We start from the raw sequence: 24747 nt of genomic DNA, 5'->3' as shown, positions 1-24747 counted from the left end.
AGGGTTGGGCTGCTAGAATCGCCGCCGGTTCATACAAGCGAGACCCTCCATGCAGGACCCTTACAGCGAGCGCATGAGCGCCAGCGAAAAACGCGCAGCTTCCGGGCTGGCACTGGTGTTCGCTTTTCGCATGCTCGGCATGTTCATGGTTTTGCCTGTGCTGGCAACCTACGGCATGGACCTGGAAGGCGCTACGCCGACCCTTATCGGTCTTGCGATAGGTGCCTATGGTTTGACCCAGGCGCTGCTGCAAATTCCCTTCGGCATTCTTTCTGATCGTATTGGTCGCCTACCCATCATCTATTTCGGTTTGCTGATCTTCGCAGCCGGCGCGGCGCTGGCGGCGATGTCGGACAGCATCTGGGGCGTAGTTGCCGGGCGCATCCTGCAGGGCGCCGGGGCGATTTCTGCGGCAGTTATGGCGCTGCTCTCGGACCTCACCCGCGAACAGCATCGGACCAAGGCGATGGCGCTGATCGGCGTTAGCATCGGTTTCTCTTTCGCCGTGGCGATGATCGTCGGGCCCTTGCTGACCCGCGCCTTCGGGCTGTCCGGACTGTTCTGGGTAACCGCCGGCATGGCCGTGCTTGGTGGTGTGATCGTTGCCGTGCTGCCGAAGGCCGAGGCCCATGTGCGCCATCGTGAATCGGGCGTTGCCAAGCAGGCGCTCGGCCTGACGCTGCGCCATCCCGATCTGCTGCGCCTGGATTTCAGCATTCTGGCGCTGCACGCGATCCTGATGGCCAGCTTCGTTGCGCTGCCGCTGGCGCTGGTGGAGCAGGGCGCATTACCCAAGGAAGAGCACTGGTGGGTCTATCTCACGGCACTGCTGGTGGGCTTCTTCGGGATGATTCCCTTCATTATTTATGGCGAGAAGAAGCGGCAGATGCGTCGCGTGCTGTTGGGCGCGGTTACCGCGTTGCTAATTTGCGAGCTGTTCTTCTGGTGGTTCGGTAACGGGCTGTGGATGTTGGTCGTCGGCATGGTCGGCTTCTTCATCGCGTTCAATCTGCTGGAAGCATCGCTGCCTTCATTGATCAGCAAGGTAGCCCCGGCCGGCGGCAAGGGCACCGCGATGGGGGTCTATTCCACCAGCCAGTTTCTCGGTGCCGGCCTGGGGGGCGTGCTGGGCGGCGTGCTCTATCAGCAGGGTGGGCTGGCGTTGGTCTTTGCCGGTTGCGCTGCGCTCTGCGCGCTGTGGTTTCTGGTGGCCTTCAGTATGCGCGAGCCTCCTTATGTGACTAGTCTGCGCTTGCCGCTCTCCACCGGTGCGCTGGCCAACGCCGGGCTTGGTGACGACCTGTTGCAGGTGACGGGGGTCAGCGATGTGCTGATCGTTATCGAAGAGGCAGCGGCGTACATCAAGGTCGATACTCAGCAGCTGGATCGTGAAGCGCTGGATCGTCTCGTCGCCTGAAACCGTGCGCTTGCCCGGGCAGGTGCGGAAGCCGGCGCAACTTGACGGTGCGTCGGTTGGTTGTCAGGGGTGGCTGAGGTAAGATTCGCGGTCATCGGGTTTGCTGGTAGCAGGATCGCCATCGGCGAGCCCATTTAATTTCAATGTTCCAAGAGGAGTTACCCATGGCCAGAGGGGTGAATAAAGTCATCTTGATCGGCAATGTCGGCGGCGACCCGGAAACCCGCTACATGCCCAATGGCAATGCGGTGACCAACATCACGCTGGCAACCACCGACAGCTGGAAGGACAAGCAGACCGGCCAGCTCCAGGAGCGCACCGAGTGGCACCGTGTGGTGCTGTTCGGCAAGGTTGCGGAGATCGCCGGCGAGTACCTGCGCAAGGGTTCGCAGTGCTACATCGAAGGCCGTCTGCAGACCCGTGAGTGGGAGAAGGACGGCGTCAAGCGCTACACCACGGAAATCGTCGTCGACATGAACGGCAGCATGCAGTTGCTGGGCGGTCGTGGCGGCAGTTCCGATGATGCCCCGCGTCAAGCTCGTCCGCAGCAGCGCGAGCCGCAGCAGGCGCCGCGTCAGCAGGCTCAGCCGCAGCAGCCCGCTGCACGGCAACAGCCTGCGCCGGACTACGACAGCTTCGACGACGACATCCCCTTCTAGAGTTCTCTGAATGCGAATGCGCCTGATGCTGTTGGGTGGCGGCAATGCCCTGGGCCAGGCGCTCATCCGCCTCGGTGCCGAGGAAGACATCGGCTTTCTCGCGCCGCGCCCGCCCGCCCAGGGTTGGGATGCCGCCAGTCTCACCCAGTTGCTCGATGACAACCGTCCGGATGTCGTGGTCAACCTTGCCTACTATTACGACTGGTTCCAGAGCGGGCAGCCCAACGAGCCGGCGCTCGCAGCGCAGGAGCGGGCAGTCGAGCGTCTCGCCGAGCTTTGTCAGCATCATGACTTCGTCCTGTTGCAGCCATCGAGCTACCGCGTGTTCGATGGCGCGCGCACCACTGCCTACAGCGAAAAGGATGAAGTCGCGCCGCTGGATGCCCGGGGGCATGCGCTCTGGCGCATCGAGCAGAGCGTGCGCTCGCTATGTCCGCGCCACGTGCTGCTGCGCTTTGGCTGGCTGCTCGATGACAGTCGCGACGGCGTGTTGGGGCGCGTGCTGCAGCGGCTCGAGCAGAGCGAACCGATACTGCTCGCGGATGATCGCAGGGGGAACCCAACGCCAGTGGACGATGCCGCGCGGGTTATCCTGGCTGTGTTGAAGCAGCTCGACTGCCAGGCACCGCTGTGGGGGACGTATCACTACGGCGGGCATGAAGCCTCCACCCCTTTGCTGGTCGCACAAGCGCTGCTCGGCGAGGCCGGCAAGTACCGTGACGTAACGAGCGCGAATCTTACCGCCGTGGCCCATGCCGATTGCTCGGATGCCGCTGCCGAGCCGCAGCATGGCGTGCTTGCCTGCAAGAAGATTTTCACCACTTTCGGCGTCAAGCCGCGCGCCTGGCGCACGGGGCTGCCGAGCCTGCTGGAGCGCTACTACCGCCATGGTTGATGCCCCGATTCTGGTTACCGGCGGTGCCGGGTTCATTGGCTCGAACCTGGTCGATGCGTTGCTGGCGCGCGGCTACGCCGTTCGTGTGCTGGACAATCTTTCAACCGGCAAACGCGAGAATCTGCCGCAGGACGTCGAGCTGATCGTTGGTGACGTGGCCGATGCGGACTGCGTGCGTCGTGCCGTGCAGGGTTGTCGGGCAGTGGTGCATCTGGCGGCGGTGGCATCGGTGCAGGCGTCGGTGGACGATCCGATTGGCACGCATCAGAGCAATCTGGTCGGCACGCTGAACCTGTGCGAGGCGATGCGTGAAGCGGGCGTGAAGCGGGTGCTGTTCGCCTCGAGTGCCGCGGTCTATGGCAACAATGGCGAAGGCCAGGCCATCGACGAAGACACGCCGAAGGCGCCGCTGACGCCTTATGCTGCGGACAAGCTGGCCAGCGAGCATTACCTGGATTTCTACCGTCGCCAGCATGGCCTGGAGCCGGTGGTGTTCCGCTTCTTCAATATCTTTGGGCCGCGCCAGGATCCCTCGTCACCGTATTCCGGGGTGATCAGCATCTTCACCGAGCGGGCGCAGAAGGGCTTGCCGATTGCAGTGTTTGGCGATGGCGAGCAGACGCGCGATTTCGTCTATGTTGGCGATCTGGTTGAGGTGCTGGTGCAGGCGCTGGAGTCGCCTGAGGCGGCGGAAGGCGCGGTGAATGTTGGGCTTAATCAGGCTACATCGCTGAATCAATTGCTGGAGGCGATCGGTGATGTGCTGGGCGGACTGCCGGAGGTGAGCTATCAGGCGTCGCGGTCCGGGGATATTCGTCATTCGCGAGCGAACAATGCCCGGCTGGTGCAGCGCTATCGCCTGCCAGAACCGCCAACCAGCATGCGCGAAGGATTAGCCAGGTTGTTGGGTCTGTAAGCGGATGCCGTAAACACAAAAGGCGCCCTAGGCGCCTTTTGTTTGTCTGCGATTCGGCTAGGCCGGTTTCGTCAGAACTTGTAGCCGAGGCCGACCATGTAGACGAAGGGGTCTACATCGACGTCGACTTTAACCTTGCCCAGTACTGCATGGTTGGAAGTGGCTTCGGTATCGATGTCGATATAGCGAACCTGAGCGTTGAGCATGATGTTGTCGGTCAGCATGTAATCCATGCCTACCTGGGCGGCCAAGCCCCAAGAATCTTTCAAGTCCAAGCCATTGAAGCCATTGCCTTCGGCGTGGCTGCTCAGCTTGTCGTCGAAGAACCAAGTGTAGTTAACGCCTGCTCCGACGTAGGGCTGGAACGCGGATGTCTTATCGAGCGGGTAGTAGATGACGCTCAGGGTCGGTGGCAGGTGCTTGATGCTGCCGAACTTGCCGTCCATGTTTCCTGGCAGTCCCTTCACGCCGACGTCGTGGCTGAACGGAGTTGCTGCGAGTAGTTCAATACCGACCTTGTCGGTAACCATGTAGGCGAAGTTCAGGCCGAGCTGAGTGTCGCTGTCGAGTGTGGCCTTTGTTCCGGCCAGTGGGCCGGTGACTGCGGTAGCAATAGTGCTGCTATCTTCACGCGGATCAACGGTAATCGCACCAGCGCGAACGATGATGTCCCCGGCCTCGAAAGCCTGGGCGAAGGGGGCGGCCAGCGCCAGGGCCAGCGCGGAAGCGGTGAACAGGGTCTTGCGCATGATGATGCTCCGTTTGTTGGAATGCGATTGGGGGCCATGGTAGGGAGTGAGCGCGGGCGCTTTTTGATCCAGCTCAATGAAAGGGGCGTCGGCTACTGCGACGAAACGCCCGGGTTGCTTTGCGTCAATTCACAGATGATAATGTTTCTCTTTTGAGTTAACGCCCGTCCCAAGGATCCTTCAATGCCTTCCTTCATCCCCCGCCTGCTGGCGGTTGCCGTGCTGCCATGCTGTCTGCAGCTTTACGCCGGGTCGCTGTCCGCGGCTCCGCTGGACGCTGCGCTGGATGAGAGCGAGCGTCTGTCTGCCGAGGCCAAGGCTTCGCAAGCGCGGATCGATCAGCTCGACGACGCCACCCGTGAAATGCTCAACGAGTACCGCAGTGCGTTGCAGCAGACCGAGGCGCTGAAGGCTTACAACAAGCAGTTGCAGGAACTGACGGCGGCGCAGCGCAAGGAGCTGGTCGGCTTTCAGCGCCAGCTGGACAGCATCGAGCGCACGCAGGAAGCGGTAACCCCGCAGATGAGCCGTATGGTCGAGGTGCTGGGTGAGTTCATCGCTGCCGACGTGCCATTCCTGCCCGACGAGCGCGCGGACCGTCTCGCTGGCTTGCAGGACTTGCTCCCGCGAGCCGATGTCAGCCTGGCTGAAAAGTATCGCCGCATCCTCGAGGCGTATCAGATCGAAAGCGACTATGGGCGCACGCTGGAGGCCTGGCGTGGCGAGCTGCCTGGAGACGGCGACTCGCGCAGCGTGGAGTTCCTGCGGCTGGGCCGGGTGATGCTCTATTACCAGACCCTCGATGCTCACGAGAGCGGCTGGTGGAACGCGCAGACGCGCAGCTGGGAAGTGCTCGATGGCAGCGCCCGCCGTCCGCTGACGCAGGCCATTGCCATTGCCCGTCAGCAGCAGGCACCTGCCTACCTGCAACTGCCCGTGAAGACCCTGGCCGAGGAGGCCTCGCAATGAGTCGTCTGTTTTCCCTTTTCCTGGTCGCGCTGTTGCCCCTTGCGGCTCATGCGGCAGAACCGCTCAGCCCTGATCAGCTGCTCGAACGTATTCGCAGCGATCGAGCAGCGGAAGTCAGCGCCATGCAGGCGCGTGAACAGGCCTTCGTCCGCGACCGCGGCGAACAGCAGCAGCTACTCGCCCGTGCACGTGCCGCCCTGGCCGAGCAGAAGGCCGAGGCCGAACGACAGAAGGCCGATTTCGACCGGCAGGAAGCCGAACTGGCCGAGCAGGAGAAGCTTCTGGCACAGCGCGTTGGCCATCTTGGTGAGTTGTTCGGGGTGGTCCGCCAAAGTGCCGGTGATATTGCGGGTCAGTGGCAGGACAGCATGCTCAATGCCCAGTATCCCGAGCGCCTGACCCAGCTGCGCAGCCTGGCGGAAAGCCGCGCCCTGCCGTCAGCCGATGATCTGGATGCCTTCTGGATGACTCTGCTGGAAGATCTGGCTGCCAGCGGACGTGTCGAGCGCATCCAACTGCCCGTGGTGGGCACCGATGGCGCACGTAGTGAGCAGCCGGTGCTGCGAGTCGGCAGCTTCTCTGCGTTTACTGACAATGCCTTCCTGCGCTATGACGCCGATGCTGGCGAACTGCTGGTGCCGACGCGCCAGCCATCGGGGCAAGGGCTGATCGGTGATTACCTGAAAAGCTCCGATGCGCTCGCCACTCTGCCGCTGGACCCGAGCCGTGGCACCCTGATCGCGCAATTGCAGCGCCAGCCGGACCTCTGGGATCGCGTCAAACAAGGCGGTCTGGTTGGTGGCGTGATTCTGGTGCTCGGCGCCATCGGCCTGCTGCTGGCAATCTGGCGCATGGTTTATCTCGGCGGCATCGGTCGCAAGGTCGGTAGCCAGATGCGTGAGCTCAATCATCCGCGCGACGACAATCCGCTCGGGCGCATCATTGGCGTGCTTGGGCCGAAGCCCCAGTTGTCGGATCTTGAGACGCTGGAGCTCAAGCTGGACGAGGCGATTCTCCAGGAGACTCCGCCACTGGAGCGCGGCCAGCCGCTGCTCAAGCTGCTTGCAGCCGTCGCACCGCTGCTCGGTCTGCTCGGTACCGTGACTGGCATGATCATCACCTTCCAGGCGATCACTCAGAGCGGTGGTGGCGATTCGCGGCTGATGGCCGACGGTATCTCCCAGGCACTGGTGACCACCGTGCTGGGCCTGGTGGTAGCGATCCCGCTGCTGTTCCTGCACAGCCTGCTGGCCAGTCGCAGCAAAGCGCTGATCCAGCTCCTGGAACAGCAGAGTGCCGGTTTGATTGCACTGCATCTGTCGGGGGCGTCACGCCGTGACTGATCTGCGTGCCCACTGGCTGAGTCTGGTCGATAGCGGTCATGCACTGCTCGATTTCATGACTGCAGGCGGGGTGGTGATGTGGGCGCTGGCAGGCCTGTGCGTGCTGTATTGGACGCTGGTTTTCGAGCGCCTGTGGTTCATGCGGCGGGTCTTCCCGCATTGGGTGGAGTCACGCCGGCAGGCCTGGGCGCAGATGGCCGACGAGCCTGGCAGCTGGCAGCGTGCGGTGCGCTCGGCCTGGCTGGCGCAAGCGCAGCAGCAATTGTCCGGACCTCTACGGCTAAGCAAGACCCTGGTTGCGATGTATCCGCTGCTCGGGCTTCTCGGCACGGTCAGCGGCATGATCGCGGTATTCGACGTGCTGGCGCTGAGTGGCTCCGGCAACCCGCGCGGTATGGCCGCGGGTGTCTGGCAGGCGACCCTGCCAACCATGGCCGGCATGGTGCTGGCCATCACAGGATTGTTCAGTCTGGCGCGCCTTGAGCGTATCGCGCGCCAGTCTCTCGACCGGCTGGCTGACCAGCTGCGTCACGACTGAGGATTAGCGGGATGCGTATGCGTCGTCATCATTACCAGCAGGAAGAGGACACCGGCATCGACCTTACGCCGATGCTCGATGTGGTCTTCATCATGCTGATCTTCTTCATCGTCACCAGCTCCTTCATCAAGGAGTCCGGTGTGGAGGTCCATCGTCCGCAGGCGGATACCGCCAGTGCGCAGGACAAGGGCAATATTCTTATCGCCGTCACCGCCGACGGCCAGGTCTGGATCGACAAGCAGGCAGTGGACGTGCGCAGCGTGCGCGCGCATGTCGAGCGGCTGCGTGTGGATCAACCGGAAGGCGCGGTGGTGGTACAGGCCGACCAGGATGCGCGCACCGGGCTGGTGGTGCAGGTCATGGATCAGGCGCGTCAGGCCGGCGTGCAGGACGTCGCGCTGGCTGCCAGCACGGGGGCGCGTTGATGCAACCGCGGCTGGTGCGCTTCAGTCTGGCCTTCGTCGCCGCCTGCGTGGTGGCGCTGCTGCTGTTCGCTCTGATGCTGAGCATGGTCAATCCGCCGCGCAGCAAGATTCAGGAAGACCCGCTGGCGATCGCCAACTTCGTGCGCATGGACGGGCGCAACGAAGACAGCGCCACGCGTTCTCGCCAGCAGGCGCCGCAGCCGCCGCAACCCAAGACGCCGCAACCACCGACACCGCCGACGCCGAACATGGCGACGCCGGACGCCAACCTGCCGAAGCTCGATCTCGATCTGCCGAGCATCAACGCCGGTATTTCCGTCGCCACCGCGCCGGCTCCTAGCCTGTCCGGTCTGACGGCCGCGCCGAGCGCCCCTGCAGCCGCCCCAGCGCCGGCCACTGCGGCAGTGGAAGCGGCGGGTAACCCGGGTGGCCCAGAGCAGGAAGTGATGCCGCTCAATGATGTGCGCCCCGAGTACCCCTATCGTGCGCGGCAGCAGGGCATCGAAGGGCATATCAAGCTGGCCTTCACCATCAACCCGCAGGGTCGCGTGGAGAACATTCGTGTGCTGGAGGCTTCGCCACGTAACGTATTTGACCGCGAGGCTCGGCGTGCCGCGGCCCGTTGGCGTTTCGCACCGCGTACCGAAAACGGTGCGGCGGTATCCCGTGAAGCCGTGAAAACCCTGCACTTCCGCCTGCAAGGAGAACGCTGAGATGCTTCGTCAGCTGCTTGTGCTCACCTTTTCCCTCGCTGCTTCGGTCCAGGCTGCCCAGGCCATCGACCCGGCCGTGTTCATGGCCCTTGAGCGCGCACAGACCGCGCAGAGCAAAGGCGACTACGCGACAGCACGCAAGGCGCTCGAGGCTGTGACCGCCAAGGCCGGTAGCGGTGAAGAGGCGTTGCTCTGGCGCAGCCGTGGTTATCTGGCCTGGGCCGAGGGCAACAATCGCCAGGCACTGGAGTGGTTGGATAAAGCCGTAGCCAGCGGCAAGCTGGATGAAGAGCTACTCGCCGGCGAACGGCTCAATCTGGCACGTCTGAATCTGGTCGAGGGTCGCTATGCCAAGGTGGTCAGCCTGCTGGGCTCGGCCAATCAGGCCAACGAAGAAGTGCTGCAGATGCTGGTGCAGTCCTATCAGGGCCTCGGCCAGCACGCCAAGGCGCTGCCGCTGGCCGAGCGCTATGTGCAGGCCAATCCGAAAGCCGGCGATACCTGGTTGCAGTTTCTGGTTGCCGGTAACGCCGAGCTGAAGCGCTATCAAGCGGCTGAAGGCTGGCAGAAAAAGCTGTTGCTGCGCCATCCCGATCAGGCCAAGGCCTGGCGTCAGCTGGCCGGTCTGCAGCAGCTGGCTGGTGCGGAAGATCGTGCGCTGGCAACGCTGCGCGCGGCACATGCAAAGGGCTTGCGCTTCAGCGAAGCGGAGCTGGACAACCTCGTCGCTCTCGCCAGTGCCGCCGGCCAGCCGTGGCAAGGCGCCAAGCTGCTCGAAGGCATGCTGGCATCGCGCTTGCTGCCGAGCAACGCGACGCGCCAGGAGCGCATGGGTATGCTCTGGTGGCAGGCACGCGAGCGTACCGAAGCTTCGAAGATCTACCGCCAGTTGGCGACCCAGACGGGCAGCGCCAAGTTCTGGATGAACGTCGCCCAGCTCGAGCTGGAACAGGCGCGCTGGCAGGCCGGCCTCGAGGCCTTGAAGCAGGCCGAGCGGGCGGGCGCAGAGCGTCGTCGGGTGCGCGAATGGCGCGAGTGGGCCGAAGGCGAGCTCAGCTTCGAGCGCGAACGGCAGGTCGCCAGCGCACACTGATCAGACTGGCAAAACGTAATCGCCGCCGCGTTGGCCGACTGGCGGTTACTGCAGCTCGTAGGGATAGATCTTCTGTGCCTGCATGCGGTAACCCGCCTCCGCCAGCTCGCTGCTGGCATGTTCGACGCTGAGGGGGCCCTCGATCCAGAACGGCTCGTATAGCGCATCCACCCGCACGCCCAGTTCGCTGGTGGCATGCACGATCTGGTTGGACGGCGGTGGCGGCACATGGATGCAGGCGCCGAAATACGGCACCAGCAGGAATTCGGTAACGCGACCTTCGTCGGTCATGTCCAGCGGCACGATATAGCCCGGCAACTTCACCATCTGACCATCGAGTGCTTCGACGACAGGCGCGGCCGGTGATTGCTGCGCGGCGGCTGGCCCTGCCTCGGCAGCCAGCGCATCGGCGAGCTGCGACATGTCATGTATCGCCAGCGGCGGCGGTGGTGGCGGCGCGCCTTCGGGGATCAGCTCTGCCCACTGCAGCAGACGGACTTCGGCTGCGTGCACGGGCAGCACGCAGGCTAGGAGCAGGGCGATCAACAGGCGCGACATCGGGTTCCTCACAGTCGAATCGACAGGCCATCGGCCAGCGATTGGCGATAGGCACGCCAGGCCGGCACGCTGCCCATCAGCAGTGCCGCCAGCAGGATAGCGCCGAGCAGACTCCACTCATAGCTGCTCGGCCAGGCAAGCGGCAGGTACAGCCCGTAGAGGCTCTGCAGCGGTGACTGCGCCACGGCGATGCCGAGATAGAGCAGTGCCAGGCCCAGCAGTGTTCCAGCCAATGCCAAGCCGAACGCCTCGATGATCAGCAGCGCGGCGATATGCCAGGGACGGGCACCAACTGAGCGCAGGATCGCCATCTCGCGGCGGCGCTCGTTCAGGCTGGTGAGGATCGCCGTGAGCATGCCGATCAGGCCGGTCAGCACGACGAACAGTGAAACCACGAACAGCGCCTTCTCGGCCGTACCCATCAGGCTCCACAGTTCCTGCAGGGCGACGCCGGGCAGAATCGCCAGCAGCGGCTCGCCGCGGTACTCGTTGATTTCCCGCTGCAGGGTGAACGTCGCGATCTTGCTGTTGAGGCCGAGTAGGAACGCTGTGATCTGCTGTGGCTGAAGATCGAGCTGGCGCGCCTGCTCGGCGTCGATACGCGCCGCGCCGCGGGCCGGCATACCGTTCTGCCAGTCGACATGCAGCGCTTCCATGCCTTCAAGGCTGATGTGCAGCGTGCGATCGACCGGCGTACCGGTGCGCTGCAGCACGCCGACCACACGGAACGGCTTGTCCTCATGTTGAACCAGGCTGACCCGTGCTACGCCGTGGGCGAGGACGATGCTGTCATCCAGCTGGTAGCCCAGCGCGCTGGCCACTTCCGCGCCCAGTACAACCTCGAACGGGTCGCTTTCGAAGGCGCGGCCTTCGGCCAGCTGCAGTGGCTGTTTGCGGCCGTAACGGTAGTGCTCGAAGTAATTGGTGCTGGTGCCCATCACGCGATAACCGCGATGGGAGTCGCCGAGGGAAATCGGGATTGCCCAGTCGACCCGCGGGTGCTCGGCGAAGCGTTGGTAACTGTCCCAGCGAATATTGTTGGTCGCATTGCCGATGCGAAACACCGAGTACAGCAGCAGGTTTACCGAACCGGAACGGGCGCCGACCACCAGATCGGTACCGCTGATGGTGTTGGCGAAGCTCGCGCGGGTTTCATTGCGCACCCGTTCAACGGCGAGCAGCAGGCACACCGACAGGGCGATGGCGAATACCGTCAGCAGGGCAGTGAAACGGCGATTGTTCAGGCTCGCCAGGGCCAGGCGCAGGAGATACATCGGCTAAAGCTCCGGATTGCTGGCTGCGCGGTTCAGCTCGGCCAGTGACAGGCTGCGGTCGAACAACGGCGCCAGGCTCTGGTCATGGCTGACGAACAGCAGGCTCGCGCCGGCCGCGCGACATTCGGAGAACAGCAGGTGCAGGAAGGCTTCGCGGCTATCTGCATCCAGCGCCGAGGTCGGCTCGTCGGCGATGACCAGTTCCGGTTGGCCGATCAGGGCGCGAGCGGCCGCAACGCGCTGCTGCTGGCCGATCGAGAGTGCGTCGGCGCGCCGCTCGAACAGCTCCGGGGACAGTCCCAGATGCTCCAGCAGGCTCGCCGCCGCGGCATCGGTGCTGCCGTGACGCTTGCGCGCACGTTCGGCACGCAGCCGCGAAAAATGGCAGGGCAGACCGACGTTTTCACGCACCGAAAGAAAAGGCAGCAGGTTGAACTGCTGGAAGATGTAGCCGGTGTGATCGACGCGGAAGCGATCCCGGGCACCGGCCGAAAGGCGGCCAAGATCATGGTCGAGCAGGCGAATGCTGCCGCGGCCGGCTTTCTGCACGCCGCCGATCAGCCCCAGCAGGGTGGTCTTGCCACTGCCTGAAGGGCCCTTGAGAAAGAGACTTTCGCCACGTTCGAGGCGAAACGTTGGAATATCCAGCAACTCGGCCTGGCGAGGCCAGGCGAAGCCGAGACTGTCGATTGCAAGTAGTGGAGCAGTCATCGAGGTCCAGAATGTTTCAGAAGGGCAGTTGCGAGCGTGCCGGAGTCAGTTCCACGCCCTGCTGGCCGTTAGGGCCGATCAGTTGTACCTGAATCTTTTCCGTGCCGGGGAAGCTTTCGAACAGGCCTTTCAGATCCAAGGCCTGCAGCGCGTCAGGTTTGCTGCAGTCGAACTGGTAGTGCGCTTCGATATCGCTATGGCCAGCGGCCTCATGGTCGTCGTGACCGTGCTTATGTTCCTGCTTGTGATCATGTTGATCACCGCGCTGATAGCCTGCATGGGCCGAGCCGAGCAGTTCGCCGGCAAACTGCTGTTCACTCAAGCTGCAGCCTGCCGCCGCCGGTAGGCCGAACAGGGCCTGGGGTTGTTCCAGTTGCGAGCGGGCACTGGCGATCTTCGCTTCATCCGCTGCATTGGCCGGTGCGTGCTCGAAACCCAGCAGATTCATCGCCGGGCTGAACAGCTCCAGCTCCAGCCGCTTGCCATCCAGCGCCACATTCAGTCGCGCCGCGCCGTGCTCATGCGCGCCCAGGCTGGAGGCCTCTTCATGTGCATGGTGATGGTGTTCTTCCTGGGCGTGGCTGTAGCTCAGAGGCAGCAGAAGCACAGGCACGGCAAGCAATAGGTGGCGCATGGTCAGCTCCATCGAAAAGGGGTTGTTACCTTATAACAACTTTGCTGCGCCGCTGGCCAGTCCGCTGCCGTCGTGTGAGCATGCGTGCATCAATCAGGAGGCGCAGCATGATTCGAATTCGCGGACGTATAGGCGATTGGCCGGTCGATCTTGAAATCGAGCTTGGTGAGCGGGACTGGTCGCAGCTGGCCCGTGGCTTAGCCGATGTCGGCGTGGTAACCGGTAGCGCTCCGGCGACCGCAGCGCCGCCCGTCGATGCGCTGTGGCACAGCGCTCGCGAGCGTTTGCGCCGCGCTGGCAAATTGGACGGCCCCGAGCTGCTCGCCGAACTGGAAGCCCTGACCGGCAACGCACAGCTGGCTAAGCGGCTATTGGTGCGGCTGCGGCATTGCGACGACGTGAAAGTCGAGCACGGTGCCGACTCGCCCTGCTACCACTGGGTCGGCGAGCCGTCCTGAACGGCTCGCCTGCTGTTGCGAACGATCAATAGATCGCCTGATAGAGCTTGCGGCGGTACAGCGTCACCAGCGGATGGTCGTTGCCCAGCAGATCGAAGACTTGCAGCAGCGTCTTGTGCGGTTGCCCGTCGGCATAGTTGCGATTGCGCACGAACAGCTTGAGCAGGCCGTCGAGCGCCGCCTCATATTGCTGGCGCGCCAGCTGCTGGATGGCCAGCTGATAAGCCGCTTCATCGTCCTCGCCGTTTTGTGCCAGCCGGCTCTTCAGCGTGGCTACCTCGGGCAGGTCGGTGGCCTGACGCAAAAACGTCAGCTGAGCGCGCGCACCGGCCAGGGCCTGCTTGTGCTCGTCGCCTTTCACGGCATCAAGCACCGTTTCGGCTTCGGCCAGCTCACCACGTTCGGCCAGGCAGCGGGCATAGAGGATCAGGCCAGCAGCGTTCTCGTTGTCTTCACTCAGCAGTTGCTGCAACTGAGTCTCGGCCTCGGCGAAACGGCCTTCGGCGAAGGCAGCCTGGGCGCTTTCCAGCAAGTTGCCCTGCGGCGTCGCCGGTGCCTGCACATGGGGCTCGAGCATGGCGCGAATGGCCGATTCCGGCTGCGCACCGGCAAAGCCGTCCACCGGCTGACCGTCCTTGAACAGCACCACGGTCGGCAGGCTGCGAATGCCGAAGCGGGCGACGACTTCCTGCTCGATGTCGCAGTTGACCTTGGCCAGCAGCAGCTCGCCCTGATACTCCTCGGCGATCTTCGCCAGCATTGGCATCAGCGCCTTGCATGGCGCGCACCATTCGGCCCAGAAGTCGACCAGTACCGGCTTGTGAAACGAGTTCTCGAGCACCAGCTGTTCGAAGCTGGCGGTGGTGACATCGAAGATATAGGGCGTCTGGCTCATCGGGATTCTCGTGGGCGACGAATGACTGAAAGGCTGTGCATGGTATGTGGGGGCGCTCGCCACGGGAAGCAAGGGCTCGCATGGCGGTTGCCATTGGTCTATGGTTGCGCCCGCCAGGTGGCGCAGGCTTCTTGCCGGCGCATCGTGGCGCAACCCTTTTCCTAGACCGGTGCGGCGTTTGCAGTCGCGCGTCATAAGGAGTTTCACATGTCCGTTCTCTCCGACTTCCGGGAGCGCTACCTCGTGCGCTTCTGGTCGCCGCTGCCCGCGCTTGTCGCGCTGGGCGTCGCTTCCGCTTACTACTTCGCCATAACCGGCACCTTCTGGGCCGTTACCGGCGAGTTCACTCGCTGGGGTGGACACGTCATTTCCTGGTTCGGCTACGCACCTGAGGAGTGGAGTTACTTCAAGCTGATCGGCTTGTCCGGCACTCCGCTCGATCGCGTGGATGGCGTGATGATCATCGGAATGTTATTTGGCGCACTGTGTGCGGCGTTGTGGGCAAACAACGTCAGCCTGCGCTGGCCGACCAGCAAGCGCCGCTTGTTGCAGGGGCTGATCGGTGGGGTAGTCGCCGGCTTCGGCGCGCGCCTGGCAATGGGTTGCAACCTGGCGGCTTTCTTCACCGGCATTCCGATGTTCTCGCTGCACGCCTGGGCGTTCATGCTGGCCACCGTGGGTGGCGCCTGGATTGGCGTGAAGATCTGCCTGTTGCCCTGGTTGCGCACGCCGCTGAAGGTCGGTAGCCAGGCCAGTTCGCTGTTCGGCGATGCGGAAGGCACGCGGCGGCGGGCCACGGTGCAGGCCCGGATCGGCACGGCGGTCGCGGTGCTTGCGGTCGCCTTCGCCGCCTGGCGTTTCGATGCCTCGCTGGTGCTCGGCATGGCGGTGCTGTTCGGCCTCCTGTTCGGCGGGCTAATCGAGCGTGCACAGATCTGCTTTACCAGTGCCGCGCGCGATCTCTGGACCACCGGCCGAACCCGCGCTGCCTACGGCATCCTGCTGGGCATGGCTGTGGCCTGCGTCGGTACTTTCGGCGCCATCGCGCTAGGGGCAAGCCCGAAGATTTTCTGGATGGGGCCGAACGCAATCATCGGTGGCGTGCTGTTTGGCATCGGTATCGTCGTTGCCGGCGGCTGCGAAACCGGCTGGATGTATCGCGCCATGGAAGGGCAGGTGCACTTCTGGGTGGTCGGCGTCGGCAATGTCATCGGCGGCACGCTGGTGGCGGTCTACTGGGACGAACTCGGCACGTCGCTGGCGCTGCCCTATCCGAAGATCAATCTGCTGGAGAGCTTCGGCCCGGCCAGTGGCTTGCTGCTGACCTTCGCCGGCCTAGCCATCGCCATGTTGCTGGTGCACCTCAATGCCCGTCGTTTCCAACCGAAAAGGAGTCCTGCCCGTGAGCCAGGCCAAACCGAATCTCTCGCTTGATCTACGTGGCGAGCACTGCCCGTATAACGCTATCGCTACGCTGGAAACCCTGGAAACCATGCAGCCGGGGCAGTTGCTCGAGGTGGTGACCGATTGCTCGCAGTCGGTACATGGCATTCCCGAAGATGCCAAGGCCAAGGGCTACAATTGTCTGGCGGTGGAGCAGCACGGCGCGCTGTTTCGCTTTCTGATCGAAGTACCGCGTTGAGCGACAGCGCCATTGCAGCCTTTGGGTTGCTATGGCGCAGCCAGCGGCCAGCTGCCCAGTTCGTCGTAGTGCACACCATCCTCGGTATTGCGTGAGCGGTAGAGCACGAAGCGATCGACGTGCCAGCTGAAGTCCGGAGCCGGTTGCTGCGGTCGGCTCCGGGCCTGGCGGCTCAACGTCAGGTGCGGCAGGAACGGGCGGCAGTCGAGAATTACGCCAAGCGCCGCCAGCCGCTCGCTCAGCGCTTCGACAAGCTGCAGTAGTGCGGGGTTTGTATTGCTGGGCTGCAGGCAGATGAAACCTTTTCCGATCGTGGTCAGGCGGTCGAGGGTGAGGCTGAATGAATCGGTCTGCACCGTCGCCGCCATCTGCAAAAGGGCGTCGAGATGATCCTTCGGCTGTGCGCCGAGAAATGCCAGGGTCAGGTGCAGGTTGTCGCGCGGTACCGCTCGGCCATCGATTGCCTGGTCGTCCCGCCACGCGCAGATCGCAGCCGCCTGCTCGGGCGGGCAGGGCAGCGCGAAGAACAGCCGCAGGTTTTCCTCGCTCATGGTGGTCTCCGTGCGACTAGCGCGTCGCGTGATAGAGGCTGACCTGGCGAAACTCTGCCGGCTCGGCCAGATCCGGCCAGGTGCAGGCATCCAGCACGTCCAGGCGCCGGTACAGCGGGTGGGCGAAATCGCGCACCCGCGAATCGGCCACCAGCGCTTCGCGTCCACGACTGAGGAAGTGATCCAGCAGCGGCAGATTGGCGCGGTCGTAGAGCACATCGGCGACGATGATCAGGTCGTAGCGATCCGCCTCGCCGAAGAAGTCTTGCGAATAGCGTAGCTCGACCTCATTCAGCGCGGCGTTGGCCTGGCAGGCGGCGAGCGCCAGCGGGTCCAGATCGCAGGCCACCACTTCGGCAGCGCCGGCCTTGGCGGCGGCGATGGCGGCGACACCTGAGCCGGCACCGAAATCCAGCACGCGCTTGCCGCGCACCCACTCCGGCCGTTCGGCCAACCAGCGCGCCAGCACGAGGCCGCTGGCCCAGCAGAAGCTCCAGTACGGCGGGTCTTCGAGAATCCGTCGGGTTTCCTCGGCGCTGAAGGCGCGGTCCATATTGGCTGCGTCGATCAGCCAGAGGCGCAGGTCGGTGTCCGGCAGCGGCTCTACGACCAGACGCGCATCGCCCAGCAGCTCGTTCAGTGCCGCCTGTAAGGGTGCCGGCGCTGTCACGGCGCAGGAACCAGCTGCAGCGGGCCGAGCGCCTGACTGGCTGGGCTGGAAATAGTCCGCGGCGGCAGCCGCATGATCAGCTGACCGGCCTGGGTGACCCGGCCGCGCAGCTCGACACGCTGGCCGGTGGGGAAGGCGTCGGGGTTGAACTGCAGGATGAAGGGCAGTTGGCTATCGCGGCCCTTGAGCTGGACGTTGCTGAGCAGGCGGTCCGGCTGGTCGCGACGATCGACTTCCAGCAAGGCGAGTTCGACATCGCTGCCAGCCGGCGCGCCGATCAGGCTACCGCTCAGTTCGTTGAGCAGTTTGGAGTGCGGGGCGGTGCTCAGCTCGACCGGTGCGGTCGGCGCTTCGCTTGGCTGACTGCTGCAGCCGGCGAGCAGGGCCAGGAAGGCAGGTAGAACGAAAAAACGTGGCGGCACGGACAGCCTCCTGAACGACGATTGCGGGTTGTATAGCAGCAAAGCCGTCGCCTTGTCTTGCGGGTCGGATGCGCTACCATGGCCGTCCCGACGTACGACCGATTTCAGCCCCATGCATTGTCCCTTCTGTGCTGCCAACGATACCAAGGTCATCGATTCCCGCCTGGTTGCCGAGGGCGATCAGGTGCGCCGTCGCCGCGAGTGCCTGGCCTGTGGTGAGCGTTTCACCACCTTCGAAACCGCCGAGCTGGTGATGCCGCGCCTGATCAAGTCCGACGGCAGCCGCCAGCCGTTCGACGAGCAGAAGCTGCGCGCCGGCATGCAGCGCGCGCTGGAGAAACGCCCGGTCAGCGTCGAGCGCCTGGAAGCTGCGATCGCCCATATCAAGCATCAGCTACGCGCCACCGGCGAGCGCGAAATCAAGTCGCGGGTGCTCGGCGAACTGGTGATGGCCGAGCTGCAGAAGCTCGACGAGGTCGCCTATATCCGCTTCGCCTCGGTCTACCGCCGCTTCCAGGACCTCAACGAATTCCGTGAGGAAATCGAGCGGCTGTCCCGCGAGCCCGCGAAGCCCGAATGACTACCGATCACGCCTGGATGGCCCGCGCGCTGCAGCTGGCGCGCAAAGGCCTGTATTCGACCCATCCGAACCCGCGGGTCGGTTGCGTGATCGTCGCCGCTGGCGAGCTGGTCGGCGAAGGCTGGCATGTACGCGCCGGCGAGCCGCATGCCGAAGTCCATGCGCTGCGCCAGGCGGGTGAGCGCGCCCGCGGCGCCACCGCCTACGTCACCCTCGAACCCTGCAGCCACTACGGGCGTACACCGCCCTGTGCCGAAGCGCTGGTCAAGGCCGGCGTCGGGCGCGTGGTGGCGGCCATGCAGGACCCCAACCCGCAGGTCGCTGGGCGTGGCCTGCAATTACTGCGCAGCGCCGGCATCGAAGTCGTCAGCGGTGTGCTGGAAGCCGAGGCGCGCGAGATCAACTGCGGCTTTATCAAGCGTATGGAAAGCGGCCTGCCGTTCGTTCGCGCCAAACTCGCGATGAGCCTGGACGGGCGCACCGCGATGGCCAGCGGCGAAAGCCAGTGGATCACCGGCCCGGCCGCCCGTGCCGAGGTGCAGCGCTTGCGCGCCCGCTCCAGCGTGGTGCTGACCGGCGCCGATACCGTGCTGATGGACGCCGCGCGGCTGACCGTGCGTGGCGATGAGCTGGGGCTGGATGCGGAAACCACGGCACTGGCGCTGCAGCGTCCGCCTCTGCGGGTGCTGGTCGATGGGCAGCTGCGCGTGCCGCTGGATGCACCGTTCTTTCAGGCAGGTCCGGCGCTGGTCGCCACCACTGTCGCTGGCCATGAGGGTGCGTTCGCTGCTGCGGGGCATGAGTTGCTGGTGTTGGGCCAGGAGCGGGTCGATCTAACTGCATTGTTGCGTGAGCTGGGCGCGCGTGGTGCCAACGAGGTGCTGGTCGAAGCCGGCCCGCGGCTGGTCGGCGCCTTCGCCAGTCTTGGTTTGATCGACGAATACCAGATATTCATGGCCGCCAAGTTTCTCGGCTCCTCGGCGCGGCCGTTGCTGGAGCTGCCGCTCGAGCGCATGAGCGAGGCGCGCGAGCTCAAAATCGTCGACATCCGTGCGGTGGGCGACGACTGGAAGATCGTGGCGCGCCCGGCCAACTGATCGGCAACGCATGCCGGCTGCGTCTGCCGATAGCGTTCGTCTTGCACCCTCATAGCTGCTATCGGGCGATATCGGGCTGCCCCGCGCCGCTATTTGTGTTAAAAACGCTGCCGGGCCGCAAGCGGCCCAACGTTCTCAGGGCGGGGTGCGATTCCCCACCGGCGGTAATGGCCACGGCCTAGCCCGCGAGCGCTTGCTTCGGCAAGGTCAGCAGACTCGGTGTGATTCCGGGGCCGACGGTATAGTCCGGATGAGAGAGAGCGGGATATCCCGATGGGCGCCGTCCGTGCATCCGTCATGCATCCCTATCGATCTGTAGCGCCCTGTTTTTCAAAAACAGGAGTTCGTCGTATGCAGCGTTTTACCCGCCTTCCACGGGAGGCCACATGTTCACCGGAATAATCGAATCCATTGGCACCATTCGTGCGCTCACGCCCAAGGGCGGTGATGTCCGCGTGCTGGTCGACACCGGCAAGTTGGATCTGGGCGACGTCAAGCTGGGCGACAGCATCGCCGTCAACGGCGTCTGCCTGACCGCGGTCGAGCTGCCGGGCAACGGCTTCTGGGCCGACGTCAGCCGCGAAACCCTGGCGCGCACCGCCTTTATCGATCTCAAGGCCGGTAGCCGGGTCAACCTGGAAAAGGCCCTGACGCCTACCAGCCGTCTTGGCGGCCATCTGGTCAGCGGTCACGTCGACGGGGTCGGCGAAGTCGTGGCGCGGGAAGATAACGCCCGCGCCGTGCAGTTCCGCATCCGCGCGCCGCGCGAGCTGGCCAAGTACATCGCGCTCAAGGGCTCGATCACCGTCGATGGCACCAGCCTCACGGTCAACGCGGTCAATGGCGCCGAGTTCGAGCTGACCATCGTGCCGCACACCCTCGGCGAAACCATCATGGCCGACTACCGCCCCGGGCGGCAGGTGAACCTGGAAGTCGACCTGCTGGCACGTTACCTGGAGCGCCTGATGATGGGCGACAAGGCCGCCGAACCCAAGGCCTCGGGGCTTACCGAAGGTTTTCTCGCCGAGCACGGCTACCTGAAGAATTGAGGAGACGCCCCATGGCGCTCAATACCGCTGAAGAACTGATCGAAGACATCCGCGCCGGCAAGATGGTCATCCTCATGGATGACGAAGACCGCGAGAACGAGGGCGACATCATCGTCGCCTCCGAATGCGTCACCGCCGAGCACATCAACTTCATGGCGCGCTTCGCCCGCGGCCTGATCTGCATGCCGATGACCCGCGAGCGCTGCGAATTGCTCAAACTGCCGCTGATGGCGCCGCGCAATGGTTCCGGTTTCGGCACCAAGTTCACCGTTTCCATCGAGGCGGCTGAAGGCGTGACCACCGGCATTTCCGCGGCAGACCGCGCCCGTACCGTGCAGGCTGCTGTGGCGCGTGCTGCGAAAGCCGAAGACATCGTCAGCCCGGGCCACATCTTCCCGCTGATGGCGCAACCAGGCGGGGTACTGGCGCGTGCCGGTCATACCGAAGCCGCCTGCGATCTGGCGCGCATGGCCGGGTTCGAGGCCAGCGGCGTGATCTGCGAAATCATGAACGACGACGGCACCATGGCGCGCCGCCCGGAGCTCGAGCTGTTCGCCGAGCAGCACGGGCTCAAGATCGGCACCATCGCCGACCTGATCCATTACCGCATGATCCACGAGCGCACCGTCGAGCGGGTTTCCGAGCAGCCGCTGGAAACCGAGCTGGGCCAGTTCAACCTGGTTACCTATCGCGACGGCGTCGAGGACACCGTGCACATGGCGCTGACCCGCGGCGAAATCTCCCCGGAGGAGCCGACGTTGGTGCGTGTGCACAACATGGAGCCGCTGCGTGATCTGCTGCTGGTCACCGTACCGGGTCGCTGGAGCCTGCGCGCGGCGATGAGTGAAGTGGCCAAGGCGGGCAAGGGCGTGGTGCTGCTGCTCGGCAATCCGCTGACCGGTCCGCAGCTGCTGGCGCAGCTGACCCGTCAGCAACCGCCGACACCGGCCACTTACAGCACCGTCGGCGCCGGTTCGCAGATTTTGCGTGATCTGGGTGTGCGCAAGATGCGCCTGATGAGTGCGCCGATGAAGTTCAACGCGATATCCGGCTTCGATCTGGAAGTTGTAGAATACCTGCCGGCCGAATAAATCAGAGGCGCCGCGCAGTCCGCGGCGCCTTCGTTCTTTAAAGAGATGAGAAAGCACCCATGCCCCTGAAGACCATCGAAGGAACCTTCATCGCCCCGCAGGGCAAATACGCCCTGGTCGTAGGCCGCTTCAACAGTTTCGTCGTCGAGAGCCTGGTCAGCGGCGCGGTCGACGCGCTGGTTCGCCACGGCGTCAGCGAGAACGACATCACCATCATCCGCGCACCGGGTGCCTTCGAGATTCCGCTGGTCGCGCAGAAGGTTGCCCAGCAGGGTGAATACGACGCCATCGTCGCCCTCGGCGCGGTCATTCGTGGCGGCACGCCGCATTTCGAATACGTCGCCGGTGAGTGCACCAAGGGCCTGGCCCAGGTCTCCATGGAATTCGGTGTACCGGTCGCCTTCGGCGTACTGACCGTCGATTCCATCGAACAGGCCATCGAGCGTTCCGGCACCAAGGCCGGCAACAAGGGCGCCGAAGCCGCACTTTCCGCACTGGAAATGGTGAGCCTGCTGTCGCAGCTGGAGGCGAAGTGAGCCTGAATCACGACGATAGCCAGGACGCTCCGCAGCCCAAGGCCAAGGGCAAGATCGCCACGCGCCGGGTTGCCCGCAGCCTGGCGATGCAGGCGCTGTATCAGTGGCACATGGCCGGTCAGAGCCTCAACGAAATCGAGGCGCAGTTTCGCGTCGACAACGATTTCTCCGGCGTTGATGGCAGCTACTTCCATGAGCTGCTGACCGGTGTCGCGCGCAGCAAAAGCGAAGTCGACGGTGCCATCGCGCCGAATCTCGACCGTCCGCTGGACGAGCTCGATCCGGTGGAGCTGGCGATCCTGCGGTTGTCCACCTACGAGCTGATGCAGCGCATCGACGTGCCTTACCGCGTGGTCATCAACGAAGGCATCGAGCTGGCCAAGGTCTATGGCGCCACCGACGGGCACAAGTTCGTCAACGGCGTGCTGGACAAGCTGGCCCCCACGCTGCGCAGCGCCGAAGTGCGCAACCACAAGCGCTGAGGGCTGCTCGCCTTGCTGGGTGAGTTCGAGCTGATCCGTCACTACTTCGCCGCCGCCGCTTGTGCCAGGGCTGGCGGCGAAGTCGTTCTCGGCATTGGCGATGATTGTGCCCTGCTGCAGCTTCCGGTCGGCGAACAGCTGGCTGTTTCCACCGATACCCTGGTCGCCGGGGTGCATTTCCCCGATCCCTGCGATCCTTTCCTGCTCGGCCAACGCGCGTTGGCCGTGGCGGCCAGTGATCTTGCCGCCATGGGCGCCACGCCCATCGGCTTCACTCTCGCCCTGACCTTGCCTGCTGGCGATCCACTCTGGCTGGCGGAACTTGCCCGTGGCCTGGATTCGATGGCGCTTGATTGCAGCCTGCGTTTGATTGGCGGCGACACCACCCGTGGCCCGCTGAGCCTGACCGTCACCGTGTTCGGCCGGGTGCCGGCCGGCCAGGCGCTGGCTCGTTCCGGCGCGCAGGTCGGCGATCTGCTCTGCGTCGGCGGCGTGCTTGGTGAAGCGGCCGGCGCGTTGCCGCTGGTGCTCGGTCAGGCCGAAACCGATGCGGATGTCGCCGAACACCTGCTGGCGCGCTACTGGTCGCCGCAACCGCAGTTGGCCCTGGGTGAAGCGCTGCGAGGCAAGGCCACGGCGGCGCTGGATATCTCCGACGGTCTGCTGGCCGACTGCGGGCATATCGCCAAGGCTTCGGGCGTCGCGCTGCGGATCGAGCGCGATCGGCTGCCGTTGTCCGAACCATTGCGGCGTTTCGCTGGTGAGGCAGAAGCGTTGCGCTGCGCGCTGGCCGGTGGCGATGACTACCTGCTCGCTTTTACGCTGCCGCCCGCTGAATTACCGGCGCTGCTCGACGCGGGCTGGTCGGTACACGTCATCGGTCAAGTGGTGGCTGGCCAGGCTGTGCAACTGCTCGATGCGGCGGGCAACGAAGTGCCCGTGTCCGAACGCGGCTACAACCATTTCAATGCGTAAGCGCCGCTGCGAGCCAGCAGGCGCTTGCTCCGACCCGATAAGGAACGCTGTTTTGACTGACTCCTCGCCGGTCGCGGCCAAGCCGCAAACCCTGGTCTGGTCCAATCCCTGGCACAACCTGGCGTTCGGCTTCGGTTCCGGGCTGATGCCCAAGGCGCCGGGCACCTGGGGTTCGCTGGTAGCACTGCCGTTCGTGCCGCTGTGGCAACTGCTGCCGGGCTGGGGTTATCTGCTGATGCTCGGGCTGACCATGCTGTTCGGCGTCTGGCTGTGCGGCAAGGTGGCGCGCGAACTCGGTGTGCACGACCACGAAGGTATCGTCTGGGATGAGTTCGTCGGCATCTGGATCACCTTCTGGCTGGTGCCGGAAGGCTGGTACTGGATGCTGCTTGGTTTCGTCATCTTCCGCGTGATGGATATCGCCAAGCCCTGGCCGATCAGCTGGGTAGATCGGCATATCCATGGCGGCTTCGGGATCATGCTCGATGACATCCTTGCCGGCGTCGCGGCCTGGGTCGTCATGCAGGGGCTGGTGGCGCTGCTGGTTTGATTGTGCGTCCGGTCGCTGCAGCGTGCCGGCGGTTAATGGATGATCGGCCGTTCCGGCCCGGGCGGCCTGGTTTCGAGGAGATAGTCATGCGTAGCATCCCCATCGTGTTCGCCAGCCTGTTGCTGCTTCCCGCTCTGGCGCAGGCCGCATCCATGGTGCAGGTGGTCGGGCTGTTTCCGGGGGCTGCGGTGGTCAATGTCGACGGCCAGCGCAAGCTGGTCAAGGTCGGCCAGACCGGGCCGGGCGGCGTTCAGGTGATCAGTGCCGATGCCAGTGGCGCGGTGCTGCGGGTCGATGGCGTCGAGCGTCACTACAACCTGAGCCGCGAGTACAGCGGCGCCTACGCCACTCCAAGCAAGACTCAGCTGAGCGTCGCCAAGGGCACCGGCGGCCATTACTGGATCGCCGGGGCGATCAATGGTCAGCCGATCCAGTTTCTCGTCGATACCGGCGCTACCTCGGTGGCGATCAACGAACATCAGGCGCGCCGGTTGGGCATCGACTACCGGGTCAACGGCCGGCCGATGGTGGTGAGTACCGCCAGCGGTACTGCCAAGGCCTGGCGCGTCCATCTCAACAGTGTGAAGGTCGGTGCGATCGAAGTGATCGGCGTGGAAGCGGTAGTCGTCGAGGGGGGCTCGCCCACCGAAGCGCTGCTCGGCATGAGTTTTCTCGGTCGCGTCAGCTGGCGCGAGGAGCAGGGCGTGCTGGTGCTGGAGTCGAAGACGTCCTAGCAACCGGTCGCCAAGCTCGCTGAGCGGCACGATTGGCGCTTACGCTGGCAAAACTCTGCGGCCTGATTCGTCTTTTGTTGGTGTTACAATGTCCGCTTTTCCGCCTCTGGGATTTCCGCCC

Annotated in this window: 31 protein-coding genes and 1 riboswitch; of the genes, 22 read left to right on the top strand and 9 right to left on the bottom strand. The window is 64.3% G+C overall.

Going from position 1 to position 24747, the window contains the following annotated elements; genetic code table 11:
• Nucleotides 1-49: 49 nt before the first annotated feature.
• The 4 genes from PSEST_RS17370 (at nt 50) to PSEST_RS17355 (ending at nt 3887) form a co-directional block, all read left to right on the top strand.
• On the top strand, nt 50-1417 hold the full coding sequence (locus PSEST_RS17370) for an MFS transporter (protein ID WP_015278281.1): 1368 nt from the start codon (nt 50-52) through the stop codon (nt 1415-1417).
• 164 nt (nt 1418-1581) lie between these two features.
• Nucleotides 1582-2076 carry a single-stranded DNA-binding protein gene (locus PSEST_RS17365; RefSeq protein ID WP_015278280.1) on the top strand — a complete coding sequence of 165 codons (495 nt, stop codon included), beginning with the start codon at nt 1582-1584 and terminating at the stop codon, nt 2074-2076.
• A gap of 10 nt (nt 2077-2086) precedes the next feature.
• Entirely contained in the window at nt 2087-2971 is an 885-nt protein-coding gene (locus PSEST_RS17360) for a sugar nucleotide-binding protein (RefSeq protein WP_015278279.1), read from the top strand.
• Nucleotides 2964-3887: an NAD-dependent epimerase/dehydratase family protein gene (locus PSEST_RS17355; RefSeq protein ID WP_015278278.1), complete on the top strand. Its 924-nt coding sequence runs from the start codon at nt 2964-2966 to the stop codon at nt 3885-3887. The genes PSEST_RS17360 and PSEST_RS17355 overlap by 8 nt, the downstream gene beginning before the upstream one ends.
• Before the next feature lie 71 nt (nt 3888-3958).
• On the opposite strand, the gene PSEST_RS17350 is transcribed toward PSEST_RS17355, so the two are convergent.
• On the bottom strand, nt 3959-4636 hold the full coding sequence (locus PSEST_RS17350; protein WP_015278277.1) for an OmpW/AlkL family protein: 678 nt from the start codon (nt 4634-4636) through the stop codon (nt 3959-3961).
• 183 nt (nt 4637-4819) lie between these two features.
• On the opposite strand from PSEST_RS17350, the gene PSEST_RS17345 reads away from it, so the two are divergent.
• From PSEST_RS17345 to PSEST_RS17320, 6 genes are read left to right on the top strand one after another with little or no spacing between them, the layout of a single operon-like run.
• Complete coding sequence (locus tag PSEST_RS17345; protein ID WP_015278276.1) at nt 4820-5605, top strand: DUF3450 domain-containing protein; 786 nt, start codon at nt 4820-4822, stop codon at nt 5603-5605.
• Entirely contained in the window at nt 5602-6948 is a 1347-nt protein-coding gene (locus PSEST_RS17340; protein WP_015278275.1) for a MotA/TolQ/ExbB proton channel family protein, read from the top strand. Before PSEST_RS17345 ends, PSEST_RS17340 begins: the two co-directional genes overlap by 4 nt.
• A complete protein-coding gene (locus PSEST_RS17335; protein ID WP_015278274.1) occupies nt 6941-7486 on the top strand; it encodes a MotA/TolQ/ExbB proton channel family protein in 546 nt (181 codons plus the stop codon). Before PSEST_RS17340 ends, PSEST_RS17335 begins: the two co-directional genes overlap by 8 nt.
• Nucleotides 7487-7497: 11 nt before the next feature.
• Nucleotides 7498-7911 (top strand): ExbD/TolR family protein, encoded by a 414-nt coding sequence (locus PSEST_RS17330; protein ID WP_015278273.1) that lies wholly within the window; start codon nt 7498-7500, stop codon nt 7909-7911.
• Nucleotides 7911-8624, top strand: a complete 714-nt coding sequence (locus PSEST_RS17325) for an energy transducer TonB (RefSeq protein ID WP_015278272.1) — start codon at nt 7911-7913, stop codon at nt 8622-8624. The genes PSEST_RS17330 and PSEST_RS17325 overlap by 1 nt, the downstream gene beginning before the upstream one ends.
• A 1-nt stretch (nt 8625) precedes the next feature.
• Nucleotides 8626-9717, top strand: a complete 1092-nt coding sequence (locus PSEST_RS17320) for a tetratricopeptide repeat protein (RefSeq protein ID WP_015278271.1) — start codon at nt 8626-8628, stop codon at nt 9715-9717.
• 45 nt (nt 9718-9762) lie between these two features.
• On the opposite strand, the gene PSEST_RS17315 is transcribed toward PSEST_RS17320, so the two are convergent.
• From PSEST_RS17315 to PSEST_RS17300, 4 genes are read right to left on the bottom strand one after another with little or no spacing between them, the layout of a single operon-like run.
• Nucleotides 9763-10275 carry a DUF3299 domain-containing protein gene (locus PSEST_RS17315; protein ID WP_015278270.1) on the bottom strand — a complete coding sequence of 171 codons (513 nt, stop codon included), beginning with the start codon at nt 10273-10275 and terminating at the stop codon, nt 9763-9765.
• A gap of 8 nt (nt 10276-10283) precedes the next feature.
• Nucleotides 10284-11549, bottom strand: coding sequence for an ABC transporter permease (locus tag PSEST_RS17310; protein WP_015278269.1), 1266 nt, complete (start codon nt 11547-11549; stop codon nt 10284-10286).
• Between the two features lie 3 nt (nt 11550-11552).
• A complete protein-coding gene (locus tag PSEST_RS17305) occupies nt 11553-12260 on the bottom strand; it encodes an ABC transporter ATP-binding protein (RefSeq protein WP_015278268.1) in 708 nt (235 codons plus the stop codon).
• A 16-nt stretch (nt 12261-12276) separates the two neighbouring features.
• A complete protein-coding gene (locus tag PSEST_RS17300) occupies nt 12277-12906 on the bottom strand; it encodes a DUF2796 domain-containing protein (RefSeq protein ID WP_041756767.1) in 630 nt (209 codons plus the stop codon).
• 95 nt (nt 12907-13001) lie between these two features.
• Between PSEST_RS17300 and PSEST_RS17295 the strand changes: the two genes are divergently transcribed.
• Nucleotides 13002-13352: a hypothetical protein gene (locus tag PSEST_RS17295; protein WP_015278266.1), complete on the top strand. Its 351-nt coding sequence runs from the start codon at nt 13002-13004 to the stop codon at nt 13350-13352.
• Between the two features lie 25 nt (nt 13353-13377).
• Here the strand turns inward: PSEST_RS17295 and trxA are convergent, their stop codons facing one another.
• Nucleotides 13378-14247 carry a thioredoxin gene (gene trxA, locus PSEST_RS17290; RefSeq protein ID WP_015278265.1) on the bottom strand — a complete coding sequence of 290 codons (870 nt, stop codon included), beginning with the start codon at nt 14245-14247 and terminating at the stop codon, nt 13378-13380.
• A 207-nt stretch (nt 14248-14454) separates the two neighbouring features.
• On the opposite strand from trxA, the gene yedE reads away from it, so the two are divergent.
• Together yedE and yedF are read left to right on the top strand one after the other, a co-directional pair.
• A complete protein-coding gene (gene yedE / locus PSEST_RS17285) occupies nt 14455-15681 on the top strand; it encodes a selenium metabolism membrane protein YedE/FdhT (RefSeq protein ID WP_015278264.1) in 1227 nt (408 codons plus the stop codon).
• Nucleotides 15650-15889: a sulfurtransferase-like selenium metabolism protein YedF gene (gene yedF, locus PSEST_RS17280; RefSeq protein ID WP_015278263.1), complete on the top strand. Its 240-nt coding sequence runs from the start codon at nt 15650-15652 to the stop codon at nt 15887-15889. The genes yedE and yedF overlap by 32 nt, the downstream gene beginning before the upstream one ends.
• A 29-nt stretch (nt 15890-15918) precedes the next feature.
• Here the strand turns inward: yedF and thpR are convergent, their stop codons facing one another.
• From thpR to PSEST_RS17265, 3 genes are read right to left on the bottom strand one after another with little or no spacing between them, the layout of a single operon-like run.
• Nucleotides 15919-16440: an RNA 2',3'-cyclic phosphodiesterase gene (thpR, locus tag PSEST_RS17275; RefSeq protein ID WP_015278262.1), complete on the bottom strand. Its 522-nt coding sequence runs from the start codon at nt 16438-16440 to the stop codon at nt 15919-15921.
• Between the two features lie 16 nt (nt 16441-16456).
• Entirely contained in the window at nt 16457-17110 is a 654-nt protein-coding gene (locus tag PSEST_RS17270; RefSeq protein ID WP_015278261.1) for a class I SAM-dependent methyltransferase, read from the bottom strand.
• Nucleotides 17107-17532 (bottom strand): YbaY family lipoprotein, encoded by a 426-nt coding sequence (locus PSEST_RS17265; protein ID WP_015278260.1) that lies wholly within the window; start codon nt 17530-17532, stop codon nt 17107-17109. The genes PSEST_RS17270 and PSEST_RS17265 overlap by 4 nt, the downstream gene beginning before the upstream one ends.
• A 112-nt stretch (nt 17533-17644) precedes the next feature.
• Between PSEST_RS17265 and nrdR the strand changes: the two genes are divergently transcribed.
• The 9 genes from nrdR (at nt 17645) to PSEST_RS17220 (ending at nt 24626) form a co-directional block, all read left to right on the top strand.
• Nucleotides 17645-18112, top strand: coding sequence for a transcriptional regulator NrdR (gene nrdR / locus PSEST_RS17260; protein WP_003281766.1), 468 nt, complete (start codon nt 17645-17647; stop codon nt 18110-18112).
• Entirely contained in the window at nt 18109-19209 is a 1101-nt protein-coding gene (ribD, locus tag PSEST_RS17255; RefSeq protein WP_015278259.1) for a bifunctional diaminohydroxyphosphoribosylaminopyrimidine deaminase/5-amino-6-(5-phosphoribosylamino)uracil reductase RibD, read from the top strand. Before nrdR ends, ribD begins: the two co-directional genes overlap by 4 nt.
• Before the next feature lie 127 nt (nt 19210-19336).
• Nucleotides 19337-19475: riboswitch (FMN riboswitch) on the top strand.
• Between the two features lie 120 nt (nt 19476-19595).
• Nucleotides 19596-20258 (top strand): riboflavin synthase, encoded by a 663-nt coding sequence (locus tag PSEST_RS17250; protein ID WP_015278258.1) that lies wholly within the window; start codon nt 19596-19598, stop codon nt 20256-20258.
• 11 nt (nt 20259-20269) lie between these two features.
• Nucleotides 20270-21349, top strand: a complete 1080-nt coding sequence (ribBA, locus tag PSEST_RS17245; RefSeq protein ID WP_015278257.1) for a bifunctional 3,4-dihydroxy-2-butanone-4-phosphate synthase/GTP cyclohydrolase II — start codon at nt 20270-20272, stop codon at nt 21347-21349.
• Nucleotides 21350-21408: 59 nt separating this feature from the next.
• Nucleotides 21409-21885 (top strand): 6,7-dimethyl-8-ribityllumazine synthase, encoded by a 477-nt coding sequence (ribE, locus tag PSEST_RS17240; protein WP_003289143.1) that lies wholly within the window; start codon nt 21409-21411, stop codon nt 21883-21885.
• Nucleotides 21882-22367, top strand: coding sequence for a transcription antitermination factor NusB (gene nusB, locus PSEST_RS17235; RefSeq protein WP_003281759.1), 486 nt, complete (start codon nt 21882-21884; stop codon nt 22365-22367). The genes ribE and nusB overlap by 4 nt, the downstream gene beginning before the upstream one ends.
• 12 nt (nt 22368-22379) lie before the next feature.
• On the top strand, nt 22380-23342 hold the full coding sequence (gene thiL, locus PSEST_RS17230; protein ID WP_015278256.1) for a thiamine-phosphate kinase: 963 nt from the start codon (nt 22380-22382) through the stop codon (nt 23340-23342).
• A 52-nt stretch (nt 23343-23394) separates the two neighbouring features.
• Nucleotides 23395-23892: a phosphatidylglycerophosphatase A gene (locus tag PSEST_RS17225; RefSeq protein WP_015278255.1), complete on the top strand. Its 498-nt coding sequence runs from the start codon at nt 23395-23397 to the stop codon at nt 23890-23892.
• Nucleotides 23893-23978: 86 nt separating this feature from the next.
• Entirely contained in the window at nt 23979-24626 is a 648-nt protein-coding gene (locus tag PSEST_RS17220; protein WP_015278254.1) for a retropepsin-like aspartic protease family protein, read from the top strand.
• Nucleotides 24627-24747 lie beyond the last annotated feature (121 nt).

Origin of the sequence: Stutzerimonas stutzeri RCH2 (assembly GCF_000327065.1) — a bacterium.
In the GTDB taxonomy this organism is placed as follows: Bacteria; Pseudomonadota; Gammaproteobacteria; order Pseudomonadales; family Pseudomonadaceae; genus Stutzerimonas; species Stutzerimonas stutzeri_AE.
This window is presented reverse-complemented; position numbering and strand designations above follow the sequence as displayed.